This is a genomic window from Caulobacter sp. GSs2, from assembly GCF_058680895.1.
The window spans coordinates 3,661,165-3,678,436 of sequence record NZ_CM178725.1 but is presented as its reverse complement, the minus strand read 5'-3'; the positions used below and the strand labels follow the sequence as shown (position 1 = coordinate 3,678,436).

Here is a 17,272-nt window from a genome sequence, read left to right as displayed (position 1 = left end):
AGCGCCCCCGCGCCGTGATGATCTGGACTTACAAGCGTAATGTTTGAAAGGGAGATCATCATGGCCATCGCGCTCAATCCCCAAGGCTCCGGTATTCCACAGCTGGACCGAGGTCCGCGCAAGCCCCCGCCTGTGCTGATCGTGGCGCTCGGCGCGTCCGCAGCCGTCCACATCGGTCTGATCGCCTATCTCGCCTACACCAGGTACGTGACCCCGTTGCCGGACGCCGGCGAAGACCCGGTCATCATGATCCAGCCCCCCTGGATCGAACCGCCGCCTCCGCCGCCACCGAAGTCGACCGAGCGACCACCCTCGAACCCGATTCCCTTGCATCCGCCTCTGGTGACGCGCTTCACGCCGCCCGTCATCCTGCCCATCGCGCCGCCGGATCTCGTCGCGCCGCCCAGCCTGACGGGCCCACCGACCCTGACCTCGGATCCGCCGTTGGTCAGCCCTCCGTTCGCACCGACGGCCAAGGTCATCACCCGCGCCAACTGGCTGCGCAAACCCTCGGCCGGCGATCTTGCGCGCTACTATCCCGACGGCGCGGCCCGCCGGGAAATCTCGGGCAGCGCCACCCTGAACTGCGCCGTGGCGGCCAATGGCTCGGTGCGCAACTGCATGATCGTGTCAGAGACGCCGGTTGGCGAAGGCTTCGGCGACGCGGCCCTGAAGCTGTCGCGCTTTTTCCGCATGAGCCCGCAAACCGAGGACGGCCAGGCCGTCGACGGCGCGACGGTGCGCATTCCCATCCGCTTCAGTCTGTAGGCCGACCCCGTTCCGACCTCCTTCCAGACTGAGGCGGTGGCCGGGCCTCCCCCTCGAGGTCCGGCCTTTTCCTGTCAGTAGCTCTTGGGCAGGCCCAGCACACGCTCAGCGATGAAGTTGAGGATCATCTCGCGGCTGATCGGCGCGATGCGGGCGATCATCGCCTCGCGGAAGTAGCGCTCAACGTCGTATTCCTTGGCGTAGCCCATGCCGCCATGCGCCAGGACGGCGTTCTCGCAGGCGGTGAAGCCGGCCTCGGCGCCCAGATACTTGGAGGCGTTGGCCTCGGCGCCGCAATCCTTGCCCATGTCGTAGAGCGCGGCCGCCTTGAAGGCCAAAAGGTTGGCCGCCTCCAGCTCAGCCCACGACCTGGCCAAGGGATGAGCGACGCCCTGATTCTGGCCGATCGGCCGGCCAAAGACCACGCGCTCCTTGGCGTAGGTGGTGGCCTTCGCCAGGGCCGCGCGGCCCAGGCCAACCGCCTCGACCGCGAACAGCACCCGCTCCGGGTTCAGGCCGTGCAGCAGATAGGCAAAGCCCTTGCCCTCCTCGCCGACCAAGTCCTCAGCGGGCACGAACAGGTCCTCGATGAAGAGCATGTTACACTCGACGGCCTTGCGGCCCATCTTCGGGATCGGCTTGGCTTCGATCTTCTCGCGATCGGTATAGAACAGGCTCAGGCCCTGGGTCGGCTTGGCGCACTGATCCTTTGGCGTGGTGCGGGCGATGATCAGGATCTTGTTGGCCCGCTGGGCGCCGGTGGTCCAGATCTTCCGGCCGTTGAGGCGATAGCCACCGTCAACCTTCTCCGCCCGGGTCTCCAGGCTGGAAGTATCCAGGCCCGAATTGGGCTCGGTCACGGCGAAGCACATCTTGTCCTCGCCAGAAATCAGACGGGGCAGATGCCTGGCCCGCTGTTCGTCGCTGCCGAACTTGACGATCGGCATCGGGCCAAAAATGTTCAGGTGAATGGCCGAGGCGCCCGAGAAGCCCGCGCCCGATTCGGTCACGGCCTGCATCATGATCGACGCTTCCGTCAGGCCCAGGCCCGCGCCGCCGACACTCTCCGGCATGGCCACACCCAGCCATCCGCCCTCGGCAATGGCGGCGACGAAGTCCTCAGGGAAGTTTCCGCTCTCGTCGGTGCGGCGCCAGTAGTCGTCGTCGAACCCTGCGCACAGCTTGGCCACGCCCTCGCGGATCGCTTCCTGTTCTTCGGTCAGCCAAAATCCGGACATCTCTTCCCCTGCTTGCCTATGCCTCGGGCTCTCGATCGAAACGGCGCGCGTCGAACTGCGCCGCATCAGGACCCGGGTCCTTGCCCGTCAGATACGCCGCGACCAGACCTGCCACAAGCGGCGCCAGCAACCAGCCGTTACGTCGCGCGCCGACCGCCAGCATGACACCTGGGCTTGCGCTCCAGCCCACCAGCGGCAGGCCATCGGCTGTCGAAGCGCGGACACCAACCTGCGTTGTCGCGGTCACGCCCGCCAGATCGGGCCGCAACGCCGTCGCCGCCTTCAGCAACGCAGCCGTCTTGAGCGGATCAGGCGCCAGATCATCTCGCCCAAGCTCCATCGTCGCCCCCACCACCATGGGCGCGCCAGGACAGAGATAGACGCCCGCCCCGCGCAGGACCGATCCGGCGCCCAGATCATGATCCAGACGAAGGATCTGTCCCTTGATGGGCGCGAGGACCACCGTTTCCGGCGCCAGGGCCCCGCTTCGCGCTGTAGCGCCGGTCGCCAGCACCAGGGCGTCGAAGCGCTCTGCCCGGCCGCCCGACAGGCTCAGGAGGCCATTCTGGTAGGCGGTGACAGAAGCGCTCTCGAAACGGACGCCCAACGCGCTCGCCGCAGCTCTGAAAGTCGCCAGCGCAGCGTGAGCATCCAGCCGCCAGTCCTCGGCGAGGCGCAGTGCGCCATCCGCATGGTGATCGTCAGGCAGACCCAGGACACGCCGCCGCGCCCCGATCCCGGCGAGCCATTCGGCGTCGCCTTCGATGCGGACGCCGTCGTTCAGGATCTCGATATCCAGCCCAGCGACAAAGGCCGGCCACAGGTCTCTGGCCCGCCGCAACAGGGCCAGATGGGGGGTAGAGGCTTCATCGAACAGCGCTTCGCTGGCGGGGGCGAGCATGCCGGCCGCGACGCCCGAGGCGTTGTCGCCAGGCGCGGCCGGATCGAAGACCGTCACGGCCAGTCCAGCGCGCGCCAGGGCCAGGGCCGTCGCCGAGCCGAAGGCTCCGGCTCCGGCCACCGCAATACGCGCGCCTGACACAGTTCCCATGCGGCGCAATCACCTGCCGAGGCGCCAAAGGTCAAGCCCTTGCTGCCCAGAACTTTTGCTCGCCCAGATTAAAAGGCTCCACCCTGACGCGCATTGACGCAGTGTGGGTGCACAGACGTGACTATGACGGTCAGGTCGGGCTATCTTGGGGCGTCCAACTGCGCCGCTCTCTAGTGAGGCTTTGTTCCGCGCCGTTGGAGGGAATGGATTGGCATGAACGACAAGCCCGCCGCCGACCTGGCTCACCCCGTCGATCTGTATGTCGGCGCCCGTCTCAGAATACGGCGCAAGGTCATGGGCCTGAGCCAGACGCAAGTCGCAGATGCCTTGGGCATCACCTTCCAGCAGATCCAGAAGTATGAGCGCGGCTCCAACCGGATCAGCGCCTCCAAGCTGTATGACGCCGCTCGTCTTCTGGAGGCTCCGGTGTCCTATTTCTTCGAGGGCCTCGGCGAGACCGATGGCGGCAATGACGACGGCTTCGCCCAGCGCATGACCGAATTCGTTTCGACGCCCGAAGGCCTGGAACTGGCCGCCCTGTTCCCGCGACTCGACGACCGACGCCTGCGCCGCCGTGTGGTCGATCTGGTCCGGGCCATGGTCGAAGACGAACCCGGCTGACGCTACGCGGACCGTCGCGGTCCGCCTACCCGAGACGATCTGGCGAACCTGCCGTGCGTTAAAAGACGCGGGGCGGCTTTCGCCTGCTTGCGTCGCGGCCCAAAATCCGGGACAAGAGTTTTATACTCTACCTTTTTGATAGAATTTATCCATGCCCCCTCTTCCCCTCGTCGCCGTTGTCGGTGGCGGCTTCAGCGGCCTGATGACGGCGCTGCATCTGGCGCGAGCTGGAACGGTGCGGGTTCGGCTGATCGAGAGGTCCGCAAACTTCGCCCAAGGCGCAGCCTATTGCACGGCCAACCCCGACCATCTGCTCAATGTCCGGGCCGGCAATATGAGCGCCTGGCCAGACCAGCCGGACCATTTCGCCCGCTGGCTCGCCCAGCGTCGCCCCGAGGCAGGGGCCTTCGCCAGCCGGGGCGAGTACGGCCTTTATCTGCAAGGCCTTCTGGCGACCGCCGCCGGGGCCGACGGACGCCTGTCCCTGGTGTCCGACGAGGCGCTCGGACTGCATCCGGATGGCGCTGGATGGCGGATCGACTATGCGAGGGGCCAAGCCGAGCAGGCCGATGCGGTCGTGCTGGCCCTGGGCAATCCACCGCCGGCCACACCCGCAGGTGTGGCGCCCGAGGTCACTGACGGTCAGCTCTATCATGCTGATCCCTGGCGTCTTCAGGCCTTGAACAACGACGCCGCGAAAGCGCCGACCCTGTTGATCGGCTCAGGCCTGACCATGGTCGATGTGGCCCTGAGTCTGGCCCGGTCCACGCCCGACCGACCGATGCTCGCCCTGTCCCGCCGTGGCCTCGCGCCCTTGGCCCACGCCCCGACTTCGCCGATCGAAGCCCGGACGCCGCCCGCCAGCGCCTCGCCAGCCGCCTTGCTGGTCTGGCTCAAGTCCGAGGCGCAAAGCCAGGGCTGGCGCGAGGCCATCGACGCCCTGCGCCCGCACACCCAGGCGATCTGGCGTGGCTGGAACCGGGTCCAGCGCGCCCGTTTCCTGCGCCATGCCCGGCCCTATTGGGATGTCCACCGCCATCGGCTGGCGCCGGAGGTGGCGGCGCGCGTCCAGGCCCTGATCGACAGCGGGGCCCTGGTTCTGCTGACCGGCCGCATCGAAAGCCTGACGAAAGGCCCCGAGGGCCTGCGGCTACAATGGCGCCCACGGGGGACGGGTCAAATCCAGACCCTGGAGGTCGGCCACGCCATCAACTGCACCGGCCCAGCGGCCACCGTCAGCGCCCACCAGGATCGCCTGCTCGACGCCCTGTGCTCACAGGGCCAGGCGCGCCCCGACCCGCAGGGCCTTGGCCTGGAGGTCGATAGCGACGGACGGCTGATCGGTGGCGATGGCGCCGCGCAACACCGTCTGTTCGCGGTCGGCCCCGTGACGCGCGGGGCGTTCTGGGAGATCACCGCCGTGCCCGACATCCGCGTTCAGGCGCAGCGGACGGCTCAGGCGGTCATCGAAGCGCTACGAACCTGATCCTCAGCTCAACGCCAAGCGCAGACCGATCCGCGCCATGCGGGGACTGGCGAAACCCGCCACGCCATCCGCCGTGCGCGAGACCTCGACCGCTTCGTCCAGCAGGTTGTCGGCGGCCAGATAGGCCGTGACCCCGCTGGCCAGGCGCCAATCGGCGCGGGCGTCGAGCCTGAGCCCCGCCGCCAGAACGCGGCTGTTGAGGTCGTCGTCGAAGCGCTTGCCCTCCCAAGTCAGGTCGGCGTCGAGGTTGAGGCGGTCGGAAACTTGCCACGACAGGCCCGTGGTCGCGCTCCAGATCGGCGCCTGGGCGGGACGCTTGCCCGTCAGCTGAGGCGCCGCCGCGCCGCCGTCCACGCGAGCGTCGGTGATGGAGGCGGCCGCCCTGAGATCGACCGCCGCACCCAGCTTACGGGTGGCGCGCGCCTCAAGGCCGATAGCGGAGATCTCGCCGGTGTTGCGTCGTTCGCGCAGCACCCCGCCGGCCGGCACGAAGCCCGCGCGGGGAAAGGCGCCGGGACCCGCGCCAAGGGTGACATTGGCGATCGGATCCTCGATCCGGTTCCAGAACGCCGTCGCCTCGATCAGGTGGCGCTCGCCCTGGCTGGACAGCCCGGCCTCGACCCCGAACAGTCGCTCGGGCAGCAGGGCGGCGTTGGCCTCGGTGATGTCGTTGCCGACCCGGAAGGGGCGGTGCAGTTCATTCAGGGTCGAGGGGCGGAAACCGCTATAGGCCGCCAGCCTCAGGGCACGCCCCTGGCCGAAATCCCGACGCGCGCCAAGGCGGGCGGTGGCGACCTGGCCATCGCGATCCACGGGTCTGTCGTCGAGCAGCACCGCGCCGGTGGCGGCGTCGCGCTCGACCCGCAGGCCCTGGCTGGAGGTCCAGCGATCCAGGCGCAGGCCGCCAGCCAGTAGCCAACGATCCAGCGTCCACGCCCCTTCGGCATAGGCGCCGGCCACGGAGGTCTCGCCGCCCGCACGCCGGTCCCGGGTGAAGGCTCCGGCCAGATAGCGGAATTGCTCTCGCACCTCGCCCTCAGCAAAACGCGCATCCAGGCCGACCTCGCCCTCGAACCGCAGCGAGTTCCAGCGCAGGGCGGCGTTGACGCCCTGACCGGTGGCGGGCGTGGCGTACTGATCATTGGCCGGGGTTGTCACGGCGCGATTGGCGGCGACGGCGACGGAGCTGTTGGCCAGGTCGCTTTCGCGTCGCCAGGCCTGAAGGCGCCAGCCCCAGCCGGCTTCAGCCGGCGCCCTGGCCAGGGTGGCGCTGATCGATGAGCCCGTGGCCTTGGCGCGAGCGCCGGCCAGACCCGCCCCGCGCGTATCCCTGTAGCCGCCCAACCGGACGGACAGTTCGGCGGCGCCCAGTGGCGCGTCAAGTCGAAGCGCGGCGCTGCGGGCGTCGAGATCGACGGGCGTGTCAGCCGCGCCCCGCGCTGGTCCACGGACAGGCGTATAGCCGTCGCCATGGTCGTAGGCGCCGCTGGCGAACAGCTGAACGCCGCCGATCTGCGTCGTGGCCGCAGCCGAAGCGCGCGTGACGCCAAGAGTTCCTGTCGAGAGATCAGCGACGGCGCCGGCATCGCGTTCGCGCAGGGAGATGACGCCCGTCAGAGCCCCCGCGCCATAGGGCCCCGCCCCGGCGCCGCGCACGATATCGGCCCCGGCCAGGGCCTCGGGCGCCAGCTGCGACCAGATCACCCAACCGCCGAACGGATCGTTCAACGGCGCGCCGTCCAGCAGGACCAGTGTCCGCCCGGCGCCCGAGGGCGCGATGGCCCGCAGGCTGATCCCCTGGGTCGTCGGATTGGCCGAGAGGCTCGAGGTTCGCCGAAACAGCGACACGCCGGGCGTCCGGCCAAGCGCTTCATCGACCCTCACCGTGGAGGCCAGATCCGCCTGATCAATCCGCACGACCGAAAAGGCGGCTTCGCCGCGCAGGGGCGGCAGACGGGCGGCGGTCACTACGACAGCAGCAACGTCGGGAGGCGGTAAATCAACCGGCATGGATGTCCTGGTTCATCTAAAGATCTCTGGCGTCCGAGGTCAGGGGCAACGGCCGAATCCGCTAGGTCATATCAGCCTGCAACCTGCATGGCCGGCCGGCGCTCAGGAAGACCTATTGCGGCGCCCGGCTGAGCACATCGGTGGCGCATAGCCGAAGGTCTGCGAACAACTCAAGCCTTGGAGCGGAACCTTGGCGCGGTCAGCGCGGTTTCAGGATGCGGCCTAGACGTGGCCAGCCAGGGGAACAGTTCGCCATGCGTATCGCCCAAGTCCCGCCACTGTATGAGGCCGTTCCCCCTCGCCTGTATGGCGGCACCGAACGGGTCGTGGCGCATCTGACCGACGCCCTTGTCGAACTTGGGCACGACGTCACCCTGTTCGCCAGCGCGGAGGCCCAGACCAAGGCCAAGCTGGTCATTGTGCGCGATCAGGCCATCCGGCTGGACCCCGCCCCTCTGAAATCCGACCTGGCGGCGCATCTGTCGATGCTGCTGGAGGTTCGCGATCGCGCTGACGATTTCGACATCATCCACTTCCACACCGACATGCTGCAGTTTGGCCTGTTCGCGGACATGGCCGAGAAAACCCTGACCACCCTGCACGGCCGACTGGACCTGAAGGACCTACCCAACCTCTACCGGCGCTATCCCGAATTTGGCCTGGTCTCGATCTCGGACTCCCAGCGCGCGCCGCTGCCGGAAGCCAACTGGGTGGGTACGGTGCTGCACGGGCTATATTCCGACGTCGACACCTATCGCGAAAAGAGCGAGGGCTATCTGGCCTTCCTGGGCCGCATTTCGCCCGAAAAGGGCCCCGAGCGCGCCATCGCGATCGCTCGGAGCGTCGGTCGCAAGCTGAAGATCGCCGCAAAGATCGACCAGGCCGACGTCGCCTATTTCCATGAGGTGGTCGAACCGCTTCTGGCCGATCCAATGGTCGAGTTCGTCGGCGAGATCGGCGACCAGGACAAGGGCGCCTTCCTGGGCGGCGCCGACGCCCTGCTGTTTCCCATCGACTGGCCAGAACCGTTCGGCCTGGTGATGATCGAGGCTATGGCCGCCGGTACGCCCGTGATCGCCTATGAGCGCGGTTCTGTGCGCGAGGTGATCGAGGACGGGCTCACCGGCTTCATCGTCAACAGTGAGGCCGAGGCCGTTTCTGCGGTCGGCCGCCTGGGTGAGTTGAGCCGCCGCGCCATCCGGGATCGCTTCGACCTGCGGTTCTCGGCCACCGCGATGGCCCGGCGGTACCAGGCGCTCTACGATCAGATGATCGAGACGGGCGACATAGGTCTAAGCTTGGCGCGACGCGCCTGACACGACAGGGCGACCCCATGGATGACGCTGCTCACGTCCCGCCCCAGGCAGCGGAACAGGAAAGCACGGGCGAGCCACGCCCGCCCTTCCCGCTCTATGCGCTGAAAGACCACGACACCTTCCTGGTCGCTGACGCCTTCGGCGACATCGGCGGGGTCGGAGATGGGCTGTTTCACAACGACACCCGGGTGCTGTCGAAATTCCGCCTGACGCTCGGCGGCGAGGCGCCCTCGCATCTCAGTTCATCGATGTCGCAGGACAACGTCTTCTTCAACTGCCACGCCACCAACCAGAACCTGCCGCTGCTGGGCGCGGGCGCGGCGCCGCACGGAACGATCCATCTGGAGCGCAAGCGCTTCCTGTGGGACCAGCGCTGCTACGAGCGCCTGACCTTCACCAACTACAGCCGCGATCTGGTCATGCTGCCCGTCAGCCTGGAGTTCGAGGCCGATTTCAACGACATGTTCGAGGTGCGCGGCTCCAAGCGTGGGGCCCGCGGCCTGCGCACGCCGCCCGTGGCAGAGGGGCGCTCGGTCCGCTTTGCCTATACCGGCCTGGACAAGGTTGAGCGGAGCAGCGTGATCAGCTTCTCCGAACCGCCCGGCCGCCTCTCGCCCTCGCGCGCCGACTTTCTGTTCATGCTGTCGGCCGACGACCGCTTCGAGCTGTATGTCGAGATCGGGCCGACCCTGGCCCCCCCGCCGACCCGGCAGCGCTGGCGCGAGGCGGCCGCCCGGGCTCGACTGAGCATGCGCCAGCGCACCCGGCGCGGGGCCCGCCTGCACAGCTCCGGCCGGCTGTTCAACGAGTGGCTGGACAAGTCACGCGCCGACCTGGCCCTGCTGACCACGGAGCTCGACACCGGCCCCTATCCCTATGCCGGCATCCCCTGGTTCTCGACGCCGTTTGGTCGCGATGCGATCATCACCGCCTGGCAGGTGCTGTGGATCCAGCCCGAACTGGCGCGCGGGGTGCTGTCCTATCTGGGCAAGCACCAGGCGGTCGAGATCTCCGCCTTCCAGGACAGCGCCCCCGGCAAGATCATGCATGAGACCCGGCGGGGCGAGATGACCGCCCTGGGGGAGCTTCCGTTTGGCCGCTACTATGGCGGAGTTGATACCACACCGCTGTTCGTTGGCCTGGCCTGCGCCTATGCCGAGCGCACCGGCGACATGGCCTATATCGACGGCCTGTGGCCCGTCCTGCTTAAGGCCATCGGCTGGATCGAACAGTTCGGCGACAGCAACGGCGACGGCCTGATCGACTATGCGCGTGGCGCAACCAGCGGCCTGTCAAACCAGAACTGGAAGGACAGCGAAGACAGCGTCTTCCACGCCGATGGCAAGTTCCCTGTCGGGCCGATCGCAGTCGTCGAGGTCCAAGGCTACGCCTTTGCCGCGTTCAGGGGCATGGCCGATCTGGCCAGGCGTCGGGGCGACGCGGCAAACGCCCGGCGGTGGGCCGAGCGGGCCGAGAGCCTGCGCCAGACCGTCGAGGACCGTTTCTGGATGGAAGACCAGGGCTTCTACGCCATGGCCATCGACGGCGCGGGAAAGCCCTGCCGTGTAAAGGGCTCCAATCCGGGTCACCTGCTGTTCTCGGGCCTGCCCAGTCCGGAACGGGCCAAGCGGGTCACCGAGACCCTTCTGGGTTCGGCGTTTCACGCCGGCTGGGGCCTGCGAACCCTGGCCTCAGGCGAGCCGCGTTTCAATCCGATGTCCTATCACAACGGCTCGATCTGGCCGCACGACACCGCTCTGTGTGTGCTGGGCATGGCCCGTTATGGCGAGCGCCACGGCGTGGTCAGGATGCTGGCCGGCCTATTCGAGACCGCCACCCATTTCGAAATGCGCCTGCCCGAACTGTTCTGCGGCTTCTCGCGCGCCGCCGGCGAGCCGCCCGTGGCCTATCCGGTTGCCTGCCTGCCGCAGGCCTGGGCCGCTGGATCGGTCTTCATGATGTTGCAGGCCTGCCTGGGCGTCACAGTGGATGGCTGGAAGGGCAAGGTCACCCTCAACGATCCGCGCCTGCCCATCGGCGTTGATCGGCTGGATATCGACAGCATCGTCCTGGGCGACAAGGTCGTCGACATTCGCCTGAGCCAAACAGGCGACAGGACCCGGGCGCGGATCAATCGCCAAGGCTCGACCGCCGGCGTCTGGCCAGGCCGGCTGGCCTGTTGAGCCCACGTCGGACCGCCGGTTCCTGAAACAGAGCTCAATGAGAGACGTTCGCGTCGCGCCGGCAAAATGGGACTGGACTGACCCAAGGGCGCCGCCCGTTTGATCTCATCCACCGCTCCGCCTCGACGCGAGATCGGCCCAATGATCAGGAGGACGCCGTATGCCCGAAGCTCTCATCATCGACGCCTGCCGCACGCCGCGCGGCATAGGCAAGGTCGGCAAGGGCGCCCTCGCCGACTTTCACCCCCAGCATCTGGCCGCCACCGTGCTGCGCGCCCTGGCCGACCGTAACGGCCTGAACACGAGCCAGGTCGACGACATCATTTGGGGCACCAGCACCCAGCGCGGGAAGCAGGGCGGCGATCTGGGCCGCATGGCCGCGCTCGACGCCGGCTATGACGTGCGGGCCAGCGGCATGACGCTGGACCGCTTCTGCGGCTCGGGCATCACCACCGTCAACCTGGCCGCAGCCTCGATCATGTCGGGCATGGAAGATCTGGTGATCGCTGGTGGGACAGAGATGATGTCCTACACCGCCGCCACGGCGGACCGCTCGTCAGTGGGCCTGCTGGACTCCGGCAACCTGCGCCTTCGCGCCCGTCATCCGCAGACGCACCAGGGCGTCTGCGCCGACGCCATCGCGACGCTGGAAGGCATCTCCCGACAGGCTCTGGACGAACTGGCCGTGGTCAGTCAGCAGCGCGCCGATCAGGCCATTCGCGAGGGCCGGTTCGACCGCGCCCTGGTGCCGGTGCTGCGCGACGATGGTTCGGTGGCGCTGGACCGTGAAGAGTTCCCCCGCCCCCAGACCACCCTGGAGAGCCTGTCGCAACTGAAGGCTTCGTTCGAGATGATGGCCGGCGTGCCGATCGACGAGGCCGGGACGACCCTGGGCGGCCTGATCAACCAGGTCTATCCGGACCTGAAAATTACCCACGTCCATCACGCTGGCAATTCCTCGGGCGTGGTGGACGGCGCGGCGGCGGTGCTGCTGGCCTCTCCGGCCTATGCGGCGGCCCACGGGCTCAAGCCCCGCGGCCGGGTCGTGGCCATGGCCAATATGGGCGACAGCCCCACCCTGATGCTCAACGCCCCCGTCCCCGCCGCTCGCAAGGTTCTGGCCAAGGCCGGGCTCACGGTCGACGATATCGACCTGTGGGAGATCAACGAGGCCTTCGCCGTGGTCGCCGAGAAGTTCATCCGCGACCTCAACCTGGACCGCGACAAGGTCAATGTGAACGGCGGGGCCATGGCCCTGGGCCATCCGATCGGCGCGACGGGATCGATGCTGATCGGCACGATCCTCGACGAGCTGGAACGCCGCGATCTGAAGCGCGGCCTGGTGACCATGTGCGCGGCGGGCGGCATGGCCCCGGCGATCATCATCGAGCGTATCTGACACGCTCCTGGCAAACACGGACGACAAATGAAAAGGCCCCGGCATCCGCCGGGGCCTTTTTCAGTCTCTGGCGATGGTACTGCCTCTCAGGCTTGAACTGAGGACCTCCGGTTCCACAAACCGGCGCTCTAACCAACTGAGCTAAGGCAGCGCATCGCGAGGGAGTGTCTTTAGTCGGAGGCGCGAGCAGGATCAAGCACCGAAACAGCCCCCACAAAAGGAAAACGCCCCGGAGCCGAGACTCCGGGGCGTTCCTGTCTTTTCCGGTCTGGCCAGGCCCTATTGCGGGACCTGGAAGACGATCGGAACCGTGATGGCGCCGCCATCGACGGGTGCGCCGTCGAGGGTCTTCGGCTTCATCCGGAAGAGGCGCGACAGCTTGATCGCGGCATCCCCGAAGCCGTAGTCGGCGGGGTTCTCGGAGACTACAGAGCAGCCTTCGAGTGAACCCCTGGCCGTCACGGTGCACGAGATCGTCGCGCGGCCGTTGACTTCCATCCGTTGTGCACGGTCCGGGTAGTACCGGGCCATGTCGTCCGAACCAGGCTTACGGGCCCAGTCAGGACGGGTGATCACCGAAGCGCGCGGCGGCGGCGTAGCCACCGGCGGAGCGGCCGAGATCACCGGCGGAGCCGATTGTTCCACCCGCTTCTCAACGGGAGGGATCGGCAGCGGCGGCGGCGGCGTGATGTCCGGCGGCGGCGCAATCGGAGGCCGAGGCTGAACCACCGCCGGCGGAGGCGGAGGCTCATTGGTTGGCGGAGGCGGCGGAGGAGGCGGCGGCGGCGGCGGAGGCGGGGGCGGAAGCTCCACGTCTACGGCGTCGTCCGAATACTCCTTGAAGACCGACTCAAATTTCTGCTTCGCCAGATAGGCAAACAAAGCAGCGTGCAAACCAACCACAACCAGGGTGGCAACCCCGAAGGCGCCTAGACCCTTCTTGCGTCGCGGACCGTCCGAAGTGAGCGGATCGTAGCGGCGATGCTCGGGCGTTTGTTGTTCAGCCATGCAGCACCCCTAGTTATCTTCCTTGCCGATGAGCGCCACGCTGTAAAAGCCGTTATCCTGGAGGGTGTTCATAACCTCCATGAAAGCTCCATAACGTGTCTTCTCGTCGGCTCGGATGTAGATGCGCTCCTTGGTAGGATCGCGTCTGCCAATGTTCTTGGCGAGGTCCTGCCCCATCTCGTCAACGGTGGTCTGAAAGTCGCCGATGTAGACGTTACCGTTGGCCTTGATGGAGATGTAGACCGGCTTCGGCGGGGTCGTCGATGCTTTCGCTACCGCCGGCGGCAGGTTTACTTCGACCGACACGGAGGCTAGCGGAGCCGCCACCATGAAGATGATCAGGAGAACCAGCATGACGTCCACAAAGGGCGTGACGTTGATCTCACTGTTCTGTTCGACGTTAAACCTGTCGCCCCCACCGCCTGAGAGTTTGGCGGCCATGGATCTTACGCCCCTTTGTCGAGCTGACGCGAGATGGCGTTCATCAGTTCAGCAACGAAGCCTTCCGAGCGCGTGCCGTAAGCCGAGATGCGGGTCTGGAAGTAGTTGTAGAAGATAACGGCCGGAATAGCGGCGAACAGACCGATACCGGTGGCGAGAAGCGCTTCGGCGATGCCGGGGGCGACGACGGCCAGGTTGGTCGTGTTGGTGTTCGCGATACCGATGAACGAGGTCATGATCCCGTAAACCGTACCGAACAGACCGATGAACGGACCGCCCGAGCCGACCGAGGCCAGGAACACCATGCCGCCCGACAGACGCTTGGCCAGCGAGGACTGAACCGCGTTGATGGCGTAGGTGGCGCGGGTCAGGGTGGAGTCGCGGTGCTCGCCGGCTACGGCCAGACCGGCCTGACGCGAGAGTTCGACTTCCTGAGCTGCGGCAGAGGCCATGTCCGCCATCGGGTTGCCTTCGAATTCTTCCGACGAACCGATGCGGGCGATATCAGCGATATTGCGCGCGCCGCGGAAGGCTTCGAGGAACTTGTCCGACTGCTTGTTCAGGGCGCCGAACTCGAAAATCTTGGTGATCAGCAGAACCCAGGAGAAGACCGAGGCGAGGATCAGGCCGATCATCACGACCTTAACGACCACGCCGGCTTGCATGAACATGCCGACGGGGGTGAGGGAGTGGCTTTCAGCCTTGGCGGGTTCTTCAGCGGCAGGCTCAACCGGAGCCGGAGCCGGAGCAGCAGCGGCATCAGCGGCCGGGACTGCGGCGCTTTCGGCGGCGGCCGGGGCGGTAGCCGCGGCGTCCTGAGCGAAAGCCGGGGCGCTTGCCATCAGCGCAAGTGCGCCGACGAGAGCGATGAGGGGGGTCTTCCGTTTAATGTCGAGCATCTGTCGCCAGTTCCTGATTGGTCTAGCACGTTTGGACCGAGGGTCGTCGCGCGAGAGCGTTTCTACCCTAACTCTGAATAGTCCCCTAAGGCGGTCGATTTCTCTTCCAACCTCAGCGGACCCGCTTCGCTGCGCTCGACCCGTTACGCCCCTCGCGAGGACCATGCCCTCCAGAAGGATCGTTTCGAAGCGCGAATGGCCAAAGCCCCCGGAGAGGCTCTGACCTTACCCCAATGTTAGAATTGCGGCAGGGGTCCTTTGGCAACCCCTTTTCGTACCGTCAAGGGGTTCTTCTGGGCATAAAATTATCGTCGCAATTCCCACCACCCCCGCCTTGCTGCGCTGCACAAAAGCTAAATCAGGATTTAGGGGCGGTTTTTCCCTGGTAACGGGAATATTCGCGCTGCAGTGCAGCATGAAAACAAAACAGCGGTTGGTGAGAAGCAGGCGCCCAGCAGACCAGAGCGATTACAATCCTGCCTCGCCAGCGAGGCGGAACGCTCAGGCTGTGCGGCGGGCCGGACGGGGCGGGCCGGGACAGCCAGGAGGTCGACTCGGAGGGTCAGCCCCGCTGCGGAACATCAAACGAGGTCAGAAAGAGTAAAAAATGGTGCCTGGAGCCGGATTCGAACCAGCGACACGCGGATTTTCAATCCGCTGCTCTACCAACTGAGCTATCCAGGCCCTTGGGCCAAGCGGTCCGAAAACCGCTTCAGCGCCCGCCTTGCAGCGGGGAGCCGCGTCTATAGGCGAGGCCGATTTGGTTGTCCAGCGCCCTAATCGTCATTCCTGCGGATCTCTTCCGAGAGCGGATTCTCGTCGTCATCGTCGGTCCCGGGGACCACGTATCGACCCGACAGCCAGCGCTGCAGATCCACGTCCGCGCAGCGCTTGGAACAGAAGGGACGCGCCACCGGATCGACCGGCTTGCCGCAGATGGGGCAGCCACTGCTCATGATGCAGACACTTCCATGTGGTCGACCGGCCAGCCTTCGACCGCTTCAACGACGAATCTGCGCCCCAGACGGTCGGCCACGCCGGCGTCGAGCACGCTGAAGGCCGCCGCGACCAGGGGCGCGCAGCGGGCGATCAGGCGTCCGCCGGGATCGGCCCGCCCCTCACGCTCCAGGGCTCGCGCCAGACGGCGCGCCATGGCCGGCGGATTGGCCTGCCCGCGCTCATCCAGCAGTCGGTCGAGAATCGATCGGCCGCGCCGGGGAATCGTCATCTCCAGCGTGCCGAAGCGACTGATCGCCCCGATCGCCACGCCGGGATTGTCGACCGAGAAGGCGTTGCGGGCCGCCGTCGACAGGGCCTGGCCGTCATGACCGCGTCCGACCAGGTCAAAGACGACAATGCCGCCCAGCCCCTTGAGACGCAGAATCCGGGCGGCGACGCCCAGGGCGGCCATATTGGCCTGCCGTGCGGCGCGCTTGGCGTCGAGACCCTCACGGGCGCCCAGATCCACGTCGATCGCCACCAGGGCTCGCGTGGGCTCAATGCTGATGTCGCCGCCACCGGGCAGGGCGAAGAGGGTTTCCAGCGCCTCAGCCTCTGCGGCCTCGACAGCCTGCAGGGCCGCCTCGCCGCCGGTGGGCGATCCGGATTTCACCAGCAGGCGAAGCTGCTGTTCGACGGTAAAGGCCGGCTCCAGCACGCGAGGCTCGCCCTCCCCTTCCCCGATGAAACGGGCCACGGCCGACTTGTCGCGGCGCGAGGGGGTGCGGATCTCGATCTCGACCAGACCGCCCTCGACCAGCTTGGGCATGTCGGGGCGCAGCGGCAGCAGCACGTCCTGGCCGCCGGGCAGCTGGACGAAGGCCGAGGCGAAGGCCTTCTCGATCTTGCGGATGCGGGCCACGCCGCGAACGCCTTCGACGTCCAGCGGATCATCGCCGTCCCAGGTCGCGATCAGCCGCTCGGGCCGACCGTCCAGGGTGACGACGCCGACGGTCTCGCCGACGCCCTTATAGAGATAGGCGCGACGTTCACTCATGATGCTTTCCAGCCCAGCCCGCGCAGCAGGTTCAGGGTCTCGTACAGCGGCAGGCCGACGACGCTGGTATAGGAGCCATGCAGGTCGATGATGAAGCCGCCGGCCACGCCCTGAACGGCATAGCCGCCAGCCTTGCCGCGCCATTCGCCGCCAGCCAGGTAGTCGGCCTTTTCGAGATCGGAGAGCAGCTTGACCTGCACCCGGGTCTCGACCAGTCGCGAGGCCTCGCGGCCATCCGGCGCGATGACGGCCACGGCGGTCAGGACCTTGTGGTTGCGACCCGACAGCAGAGCCAGGCACTTGCTGGCCTGAGCCTCGGTCTCGGCCTTGGGCAGGATGCGACGTCCCACCGCGACAACCGTGTCGGCGGCCAGGACGAAGTCGCCCGGAGCCCGGCCCGCCACAGCGCGCGCCTTTTCCCGCGCCAGGCGCAGGGCGTGGAGACGCGGGGTCTCGTCACGCAGGGGCGTTTCATCGATGTCGGCGGGATCGACCCGGTCGGGCGTGACGCCGACCTGCGCGAGCAGGTCCAGGCGCCGGGGACTCGCGCTGGCCAGAACCAGCGCCGGCTGGACGGCCGTAGCGGAAGCCATCGCCCCTACTTGAAGCGGTAGGTGATACGGCCCTTGGTCAGGTCGTAGGGCGTCATTTCAACCAGCACCTTGTCGCCGGCCAGCACGCGGATGCGGTTCTTGCGCATCTTGCCGGCGGTATGGGCGATGATCTCGTGGGCGTTTTCCAGCGTCACGCGAAAGGTCGCATTGGGCAGCAATTCGCTGACCGTACCGGGAAACTCAAGAAGTTCTTCCTTAGCCATCAGGCCTCTCAATTGGAGCAAACAGATAGCCGCGAGGAC

Annotated in this window: 16 protein-coding genes and 2 tRNA genes; 6 read left to right on the top strand and 12 right to left on the bottom strand. The window is 66.9% G+C overall.

The window, feature by feature from the left end; all coding sequences use genetic code 11:
* Positions 1–60: 60 nt before the first annotated feature.
* Entirely contained in the window at positions 61–768 is a 708-nt protein-coding gene (locus tag ACW17Z_RS17780; RefSeq protein ID WP_492056976.1) for an energy transducer TonB family protein, read from the top strand.
* Positions 769–842: 74 nt separating this feature from the next.
* On the opposite strand, the gene ACW17Z_RS17775 is transcribed toward ACW17Z_RS17780, so the two are convergent.
* Together ACW17Z_RS17775 and ACW17Z_RS17770 are read right to left on the bottom strand one after the other, a co-directional pair.
* Positions 843–2,006 (bottom strand): acyl-CoA dehydrogenase family protein, encoded by a 1,164-nt coding sequence (locus tag ACW17Z_RS17775; RefSeq protein WP_419320949.1) that lies wholly within the window; start codon positions 2,004–2,006, stop codon positions 843–845.
* Between the two features lie 16 nt (positions 2,007–2,022).
* Entirely contained in the window at positions 2,023–3,057 is a 1,035-nt protein-coding gene (locus ACW17Z_RS17770; protein WP_492056975.1) for an NAD(P)/FAD-dependent oxidoreductase, read from the bottom strand.
* A 213-nt stretch (positions 3,058–3,270) separates the two neighbouring features.
* On the opposite strand from ACW17Z_RS17770, the gene ACW17Z_RS17765 reads away from it, so the two are divergent.
* Positions 3,271–3,678, top strand: coding sequence for a helix-turn-helix domain-containing protein (locus ACW17Z_RS17765; protein ID WP_419320946.1), 408 nt, complete (start codon positions 3,271–3,273; stop codon positions 3,676–3,678).
* 151 nt (positions 3,679–3,829) lie between these two features.
* The gene (locus ACW17Z_RS17760; protein ID WP_492056974.1) at positions 3,830–5,164 is read left to right on the top strand and encodes an FAD/NAD(P)-binding protein; all 1,335 of its coding nucleotides are present in this window, start codon (positions 3,830–3,832) and stop codon (positions 5,162–5,164) included.
* Between the two features lie 3 nt (positions 5,165–5,167).
* Here the strand turns inward: ACW17Z_RS17760 and ACW17Z_RS17755 are convergent, their stop codons facing one another.
* Complete coding sequence (locus tag ACW17Z_RS17755; RefSeq protein ID WP_492056973.1) at positions 5,168–7,174, bottom strand: TonB-dependent receptor; 2,007 nt, start codon at positions 7,172–7,174, stop codon at positions 5,168–5,170.
* Between the two features lie 254 nt (positions 7,175–7,428).
* Here ACW17Z_RS17755 and ACW17Z_RS17750 point away from each other — a divergent pair, with 254 nt between their 5' ends.
* From ACW17Z_RS17750 to ACW17Z_RS17740, 3 genes are all read left to right on the top strand, one after another.
* Positions 7,429–8,490 (top strand): glycosyltransferase family 4 protein, encoded by a 1,062-nt coding sequence (locus ACW17Z_RS17750; protein ID WP_492056972.1) that lies wholly within the window; start codon positions 7,429–7,431, stop codon positions 8,488–8,490.
* A 17-nt stretch (positions 8,491–8,507) separates the two neighbouring features.
* Positions 8,508–10,673 carry an amylo-alpha-1,6-glucosidase gene (locus ACW17Z_RS17745; protein WP_492056971.1) on the top strand — a complete coding sequence of 722 codons (2,166 nt, stop codon included), beginning with the start codon at positions 8,508–8,510 and terminating at the stop codon, positions 10,671–10,673.
* 160 nt (positions 10,674–10,833) lie between these two features.
* The gene (locus ACW17Z_RS17740) at positions 10,834–12,072 is read left to right on the top strand and encodes an acetyl-CoA C-acetyltransferase (protein WP_492056970.1); all 1,239 of its coding nucleotides are present in this window, start codon (positions 10,834–10,836) and stop codon (positions 12,070–12,072) included.
* 74 nt (positions 12,073–12,146) lie between these two features.
* Here ACW17Z_RS17740 and ACW17Z_RS17735 read toward each other — a convergent pair.
* From ACW17Z_RS17735 to infA, 9 genes are all read right to left on the bottom strand, one after another.
* Positions 12,147–12,223: transfer RNA gene (locus tag ACW17Z_RS17735), tRNA-His, on the bottom strand.
* Between the two features lie 128 nt (positions 12,224–12,351).
* Positions 12,352–13,080, bottom strand: a complete 729-nt coding sequence (locus ACW17Z_RS17730; RefSeq protein ID WP_419251831.1) for an energy transducer TonB — start codon at positions 13,078–13,080, stop codon at positions 12,352–12,354.
* 9 nt (positions 13,081–13,089) lie between these two features.
* The gene (locus ACW17Z_RS17725; RefSeq protein ID WP_419320940.1) at positions 13,090–13,521 is read right to left on the bottom strand and encodes a biopolymer transporter ExbD; all 432 of its coding nucleotides are present in this window, start codon (positions 13,519–13,521) and stop codon (positions 13,090–13,092) included.
* Between the two features lie 5 nt (positions 13,522–13,526).
* Complete coding sequence (locus ACW17Z_RS17720) at positions 13,527–14,420, bottom strand: MotA/TolQ/ExbB proton channel family protein (RefSeq protein ID WP_492056969.1); 894 nt, start codon at positions 14,418–14,420, stop codon at positions 13,527–13,529.
* 608 nt (positions 14,421–15,028) lie between these two features.
* Positions 15,029–15,104: transfer RNA gene (locus ACW17Z_RS17715), tRNA-Phe, on the bottom strand.
* Between the two features lie 92 nt (positions 15,105–15,196).
* Positions 15,197–15,376 carry a DNA gyrase inhibitor YacG gene (locus ACW17Z_RS17710; RefSeq protein ID WP_419320938.1) on the bottom strand — a complete coding sequence of 60 codons (180 nt, stop codon included), beginning with the start codon at positions 15,374–15,376 and terminating at the stop codon, positions 15,197–15,199.
* Positions 15,373–16,416 (bottom strand): ribonuclease E/G, encoded by a 1,044-nt coding sequence (locus ACW17Z_RS17705; RefSeq protein ID WP_419320937.1) that lies wholly within the window; start codon positions 16,414–16,416, stop codon positions 15,373–15,375. Before ACW17Z_RS17705 ends, ACW17Z_RS17710 begins: the two co-directional genes overlap by 4 nt.
* Positions 16,413–17,009 (bottom strand): Maf family nucleotide pyrophosphatase, encoded by a 597-nt coding sequence (locus ACW17Z_RS17700; RefSeq protein ID WP_492056968.1) that lies wholly within the window; start codon positions 17,007–17,009, stop codon positions 16,413–16,415. The genes ACW17Z_RS17705 and ACW17Z_RS17700 overlap by 4 nt, the downstream gene beginning before the upstream one ends.
* Positions 17,010–17,014: 5 nt before the next feature.
* A complete protein-coding gene (gene infA, locus ACW17Z_RS17695) occupies positions 17,015–17,233 on the bottom strand; it encodes a translation initiation factor IF-1 (protein WP_035044427.1) in 219 nt (72 codons plus the stop codon).
* Between the last annotated feature and the right edge of the window lie 39 nt (positions 17,234–17,272).

Excerpts from the sequence above, each read along its gene's own strand:
- ACW17Z_RS17700 (WP_492056968.1), bottom strand. The coding sequence starts at position 17,009 with ATGGCTTCCGCTACGGCCGTCCAGCCGGCGCTGGTTCTGGCCAGCGCG.
- infA (WP_035044427.1), bottom strand. The coding sequence starts at position 17,233 with ATGGCTAAGGAAGAACTTCTTGAGTTTCCCGGTACGGTCAGCGAATTG.
- ACW17Z_RS17705 (WP_419320937.1), bottom strand. The coding sequence starts at position 16,416 with ATGAGTGAACGTCGCGCCTATCTCTATAAGGGCGTCGGCGAGACCGTC.
- ACW17Z_RS17755 (WP_492056973.1), bottom strand. The coding sequence starts at position 7,174 with ATGCCGGTTGATTTACCGCCTCCCGACGTTGCTGCTGTCGTAGTGACC.
- ACW17Z_RS17720 (WP_492056969.1), bottom strand. The coding sequence starts at position 14,420 with ATGCTCGACATTAAACGGAAGACCCCCCTCATCGCTCTCGTCGGCGCA.
- ACW17Z_RS17730 (WP_419251831.1), bottom strand. The coding sequence starts at position 13,080 with ATGGCTGAACAACAAACGCCCGAGCATCGCCGCTACGATCCGCTCACT.
- ACW17Z_RS17740 (WP_492056970.1), top strand. The coding sequence starts at position 10,834 with ATGCCCGAAGCTCTCATCATCGACGCCTGCCGCACGCCGCGCGGCATA.
- ACW17Z_RS17725 (WP_419320940.1), bottom strand. The coding sequence starts at position 13,521 with ATGGCCGCCAAACTCTCAGGCGGTGGGGGCGACAGGTTTAACGTCGAA.
- ACW17Z_RS17775 (WP_419320949.1), bottom strand. The coding sequence starts at position 2,006 with ATGTCCGGATTTTGGCTGACCGAAGAACAGGAAGCGATCCGCGAGGGC.
- ACW17Z_RS17770 (WP_492056975.1), bottom strand. The coding sequence starts at position 3,057 with ATGGGAACTGTGTCAGGCGCGCGTATTGCGGTGGCCGGAGCCGGAGCC.
- ACW17Z_RS17750 (WP_492056972.1), top strand. The coding sequence starts at position 7,429 with ATGCGTATCGCCCAAGTCCCGCCACTGTATGAGGCCGTTCCCCCTCGC.
- ACW17Z_RS17765 (WP_419320946.1), top strand. The coding sequence starts at position 3,271 with ATGAACGACAAGCCCGCCGCCGACCTGGCTCACCCCGTCGATCTGTAT.
- ACW17Z_RS17710 (WP_419320938.1), bottom strand. The coding sequence starts at position 15,376 with ATGAGCAGTGGCTGCCCCATCTGCGGCAAGCCGGTCGATCCGGTGGCG.
- ACW17Z_RS17745 (WP_492056971.1), top strand. The coding sequence starts at position 8,508 with ATGGATGACGCTGCTCACGTCCCGCCCCAGGCAGCGGAACAGGAAAGC.
- ACW17Z_RS17780 (WP_492056976.1), top strand. The coding sequence starts at position 61 with ATGGCCATCGCGCTCAATCCCCAAGGCTCCGGTATTCCACAGCTGGAC.
- ACW17Z_RS17760 (WP_492056974.1), top strand. The coding sequence starts at position 3,830 with ATGCCCCCTCTTCCCCTCGTCGCCGTTGTCGGTGGCGGCTTCAGCGGC.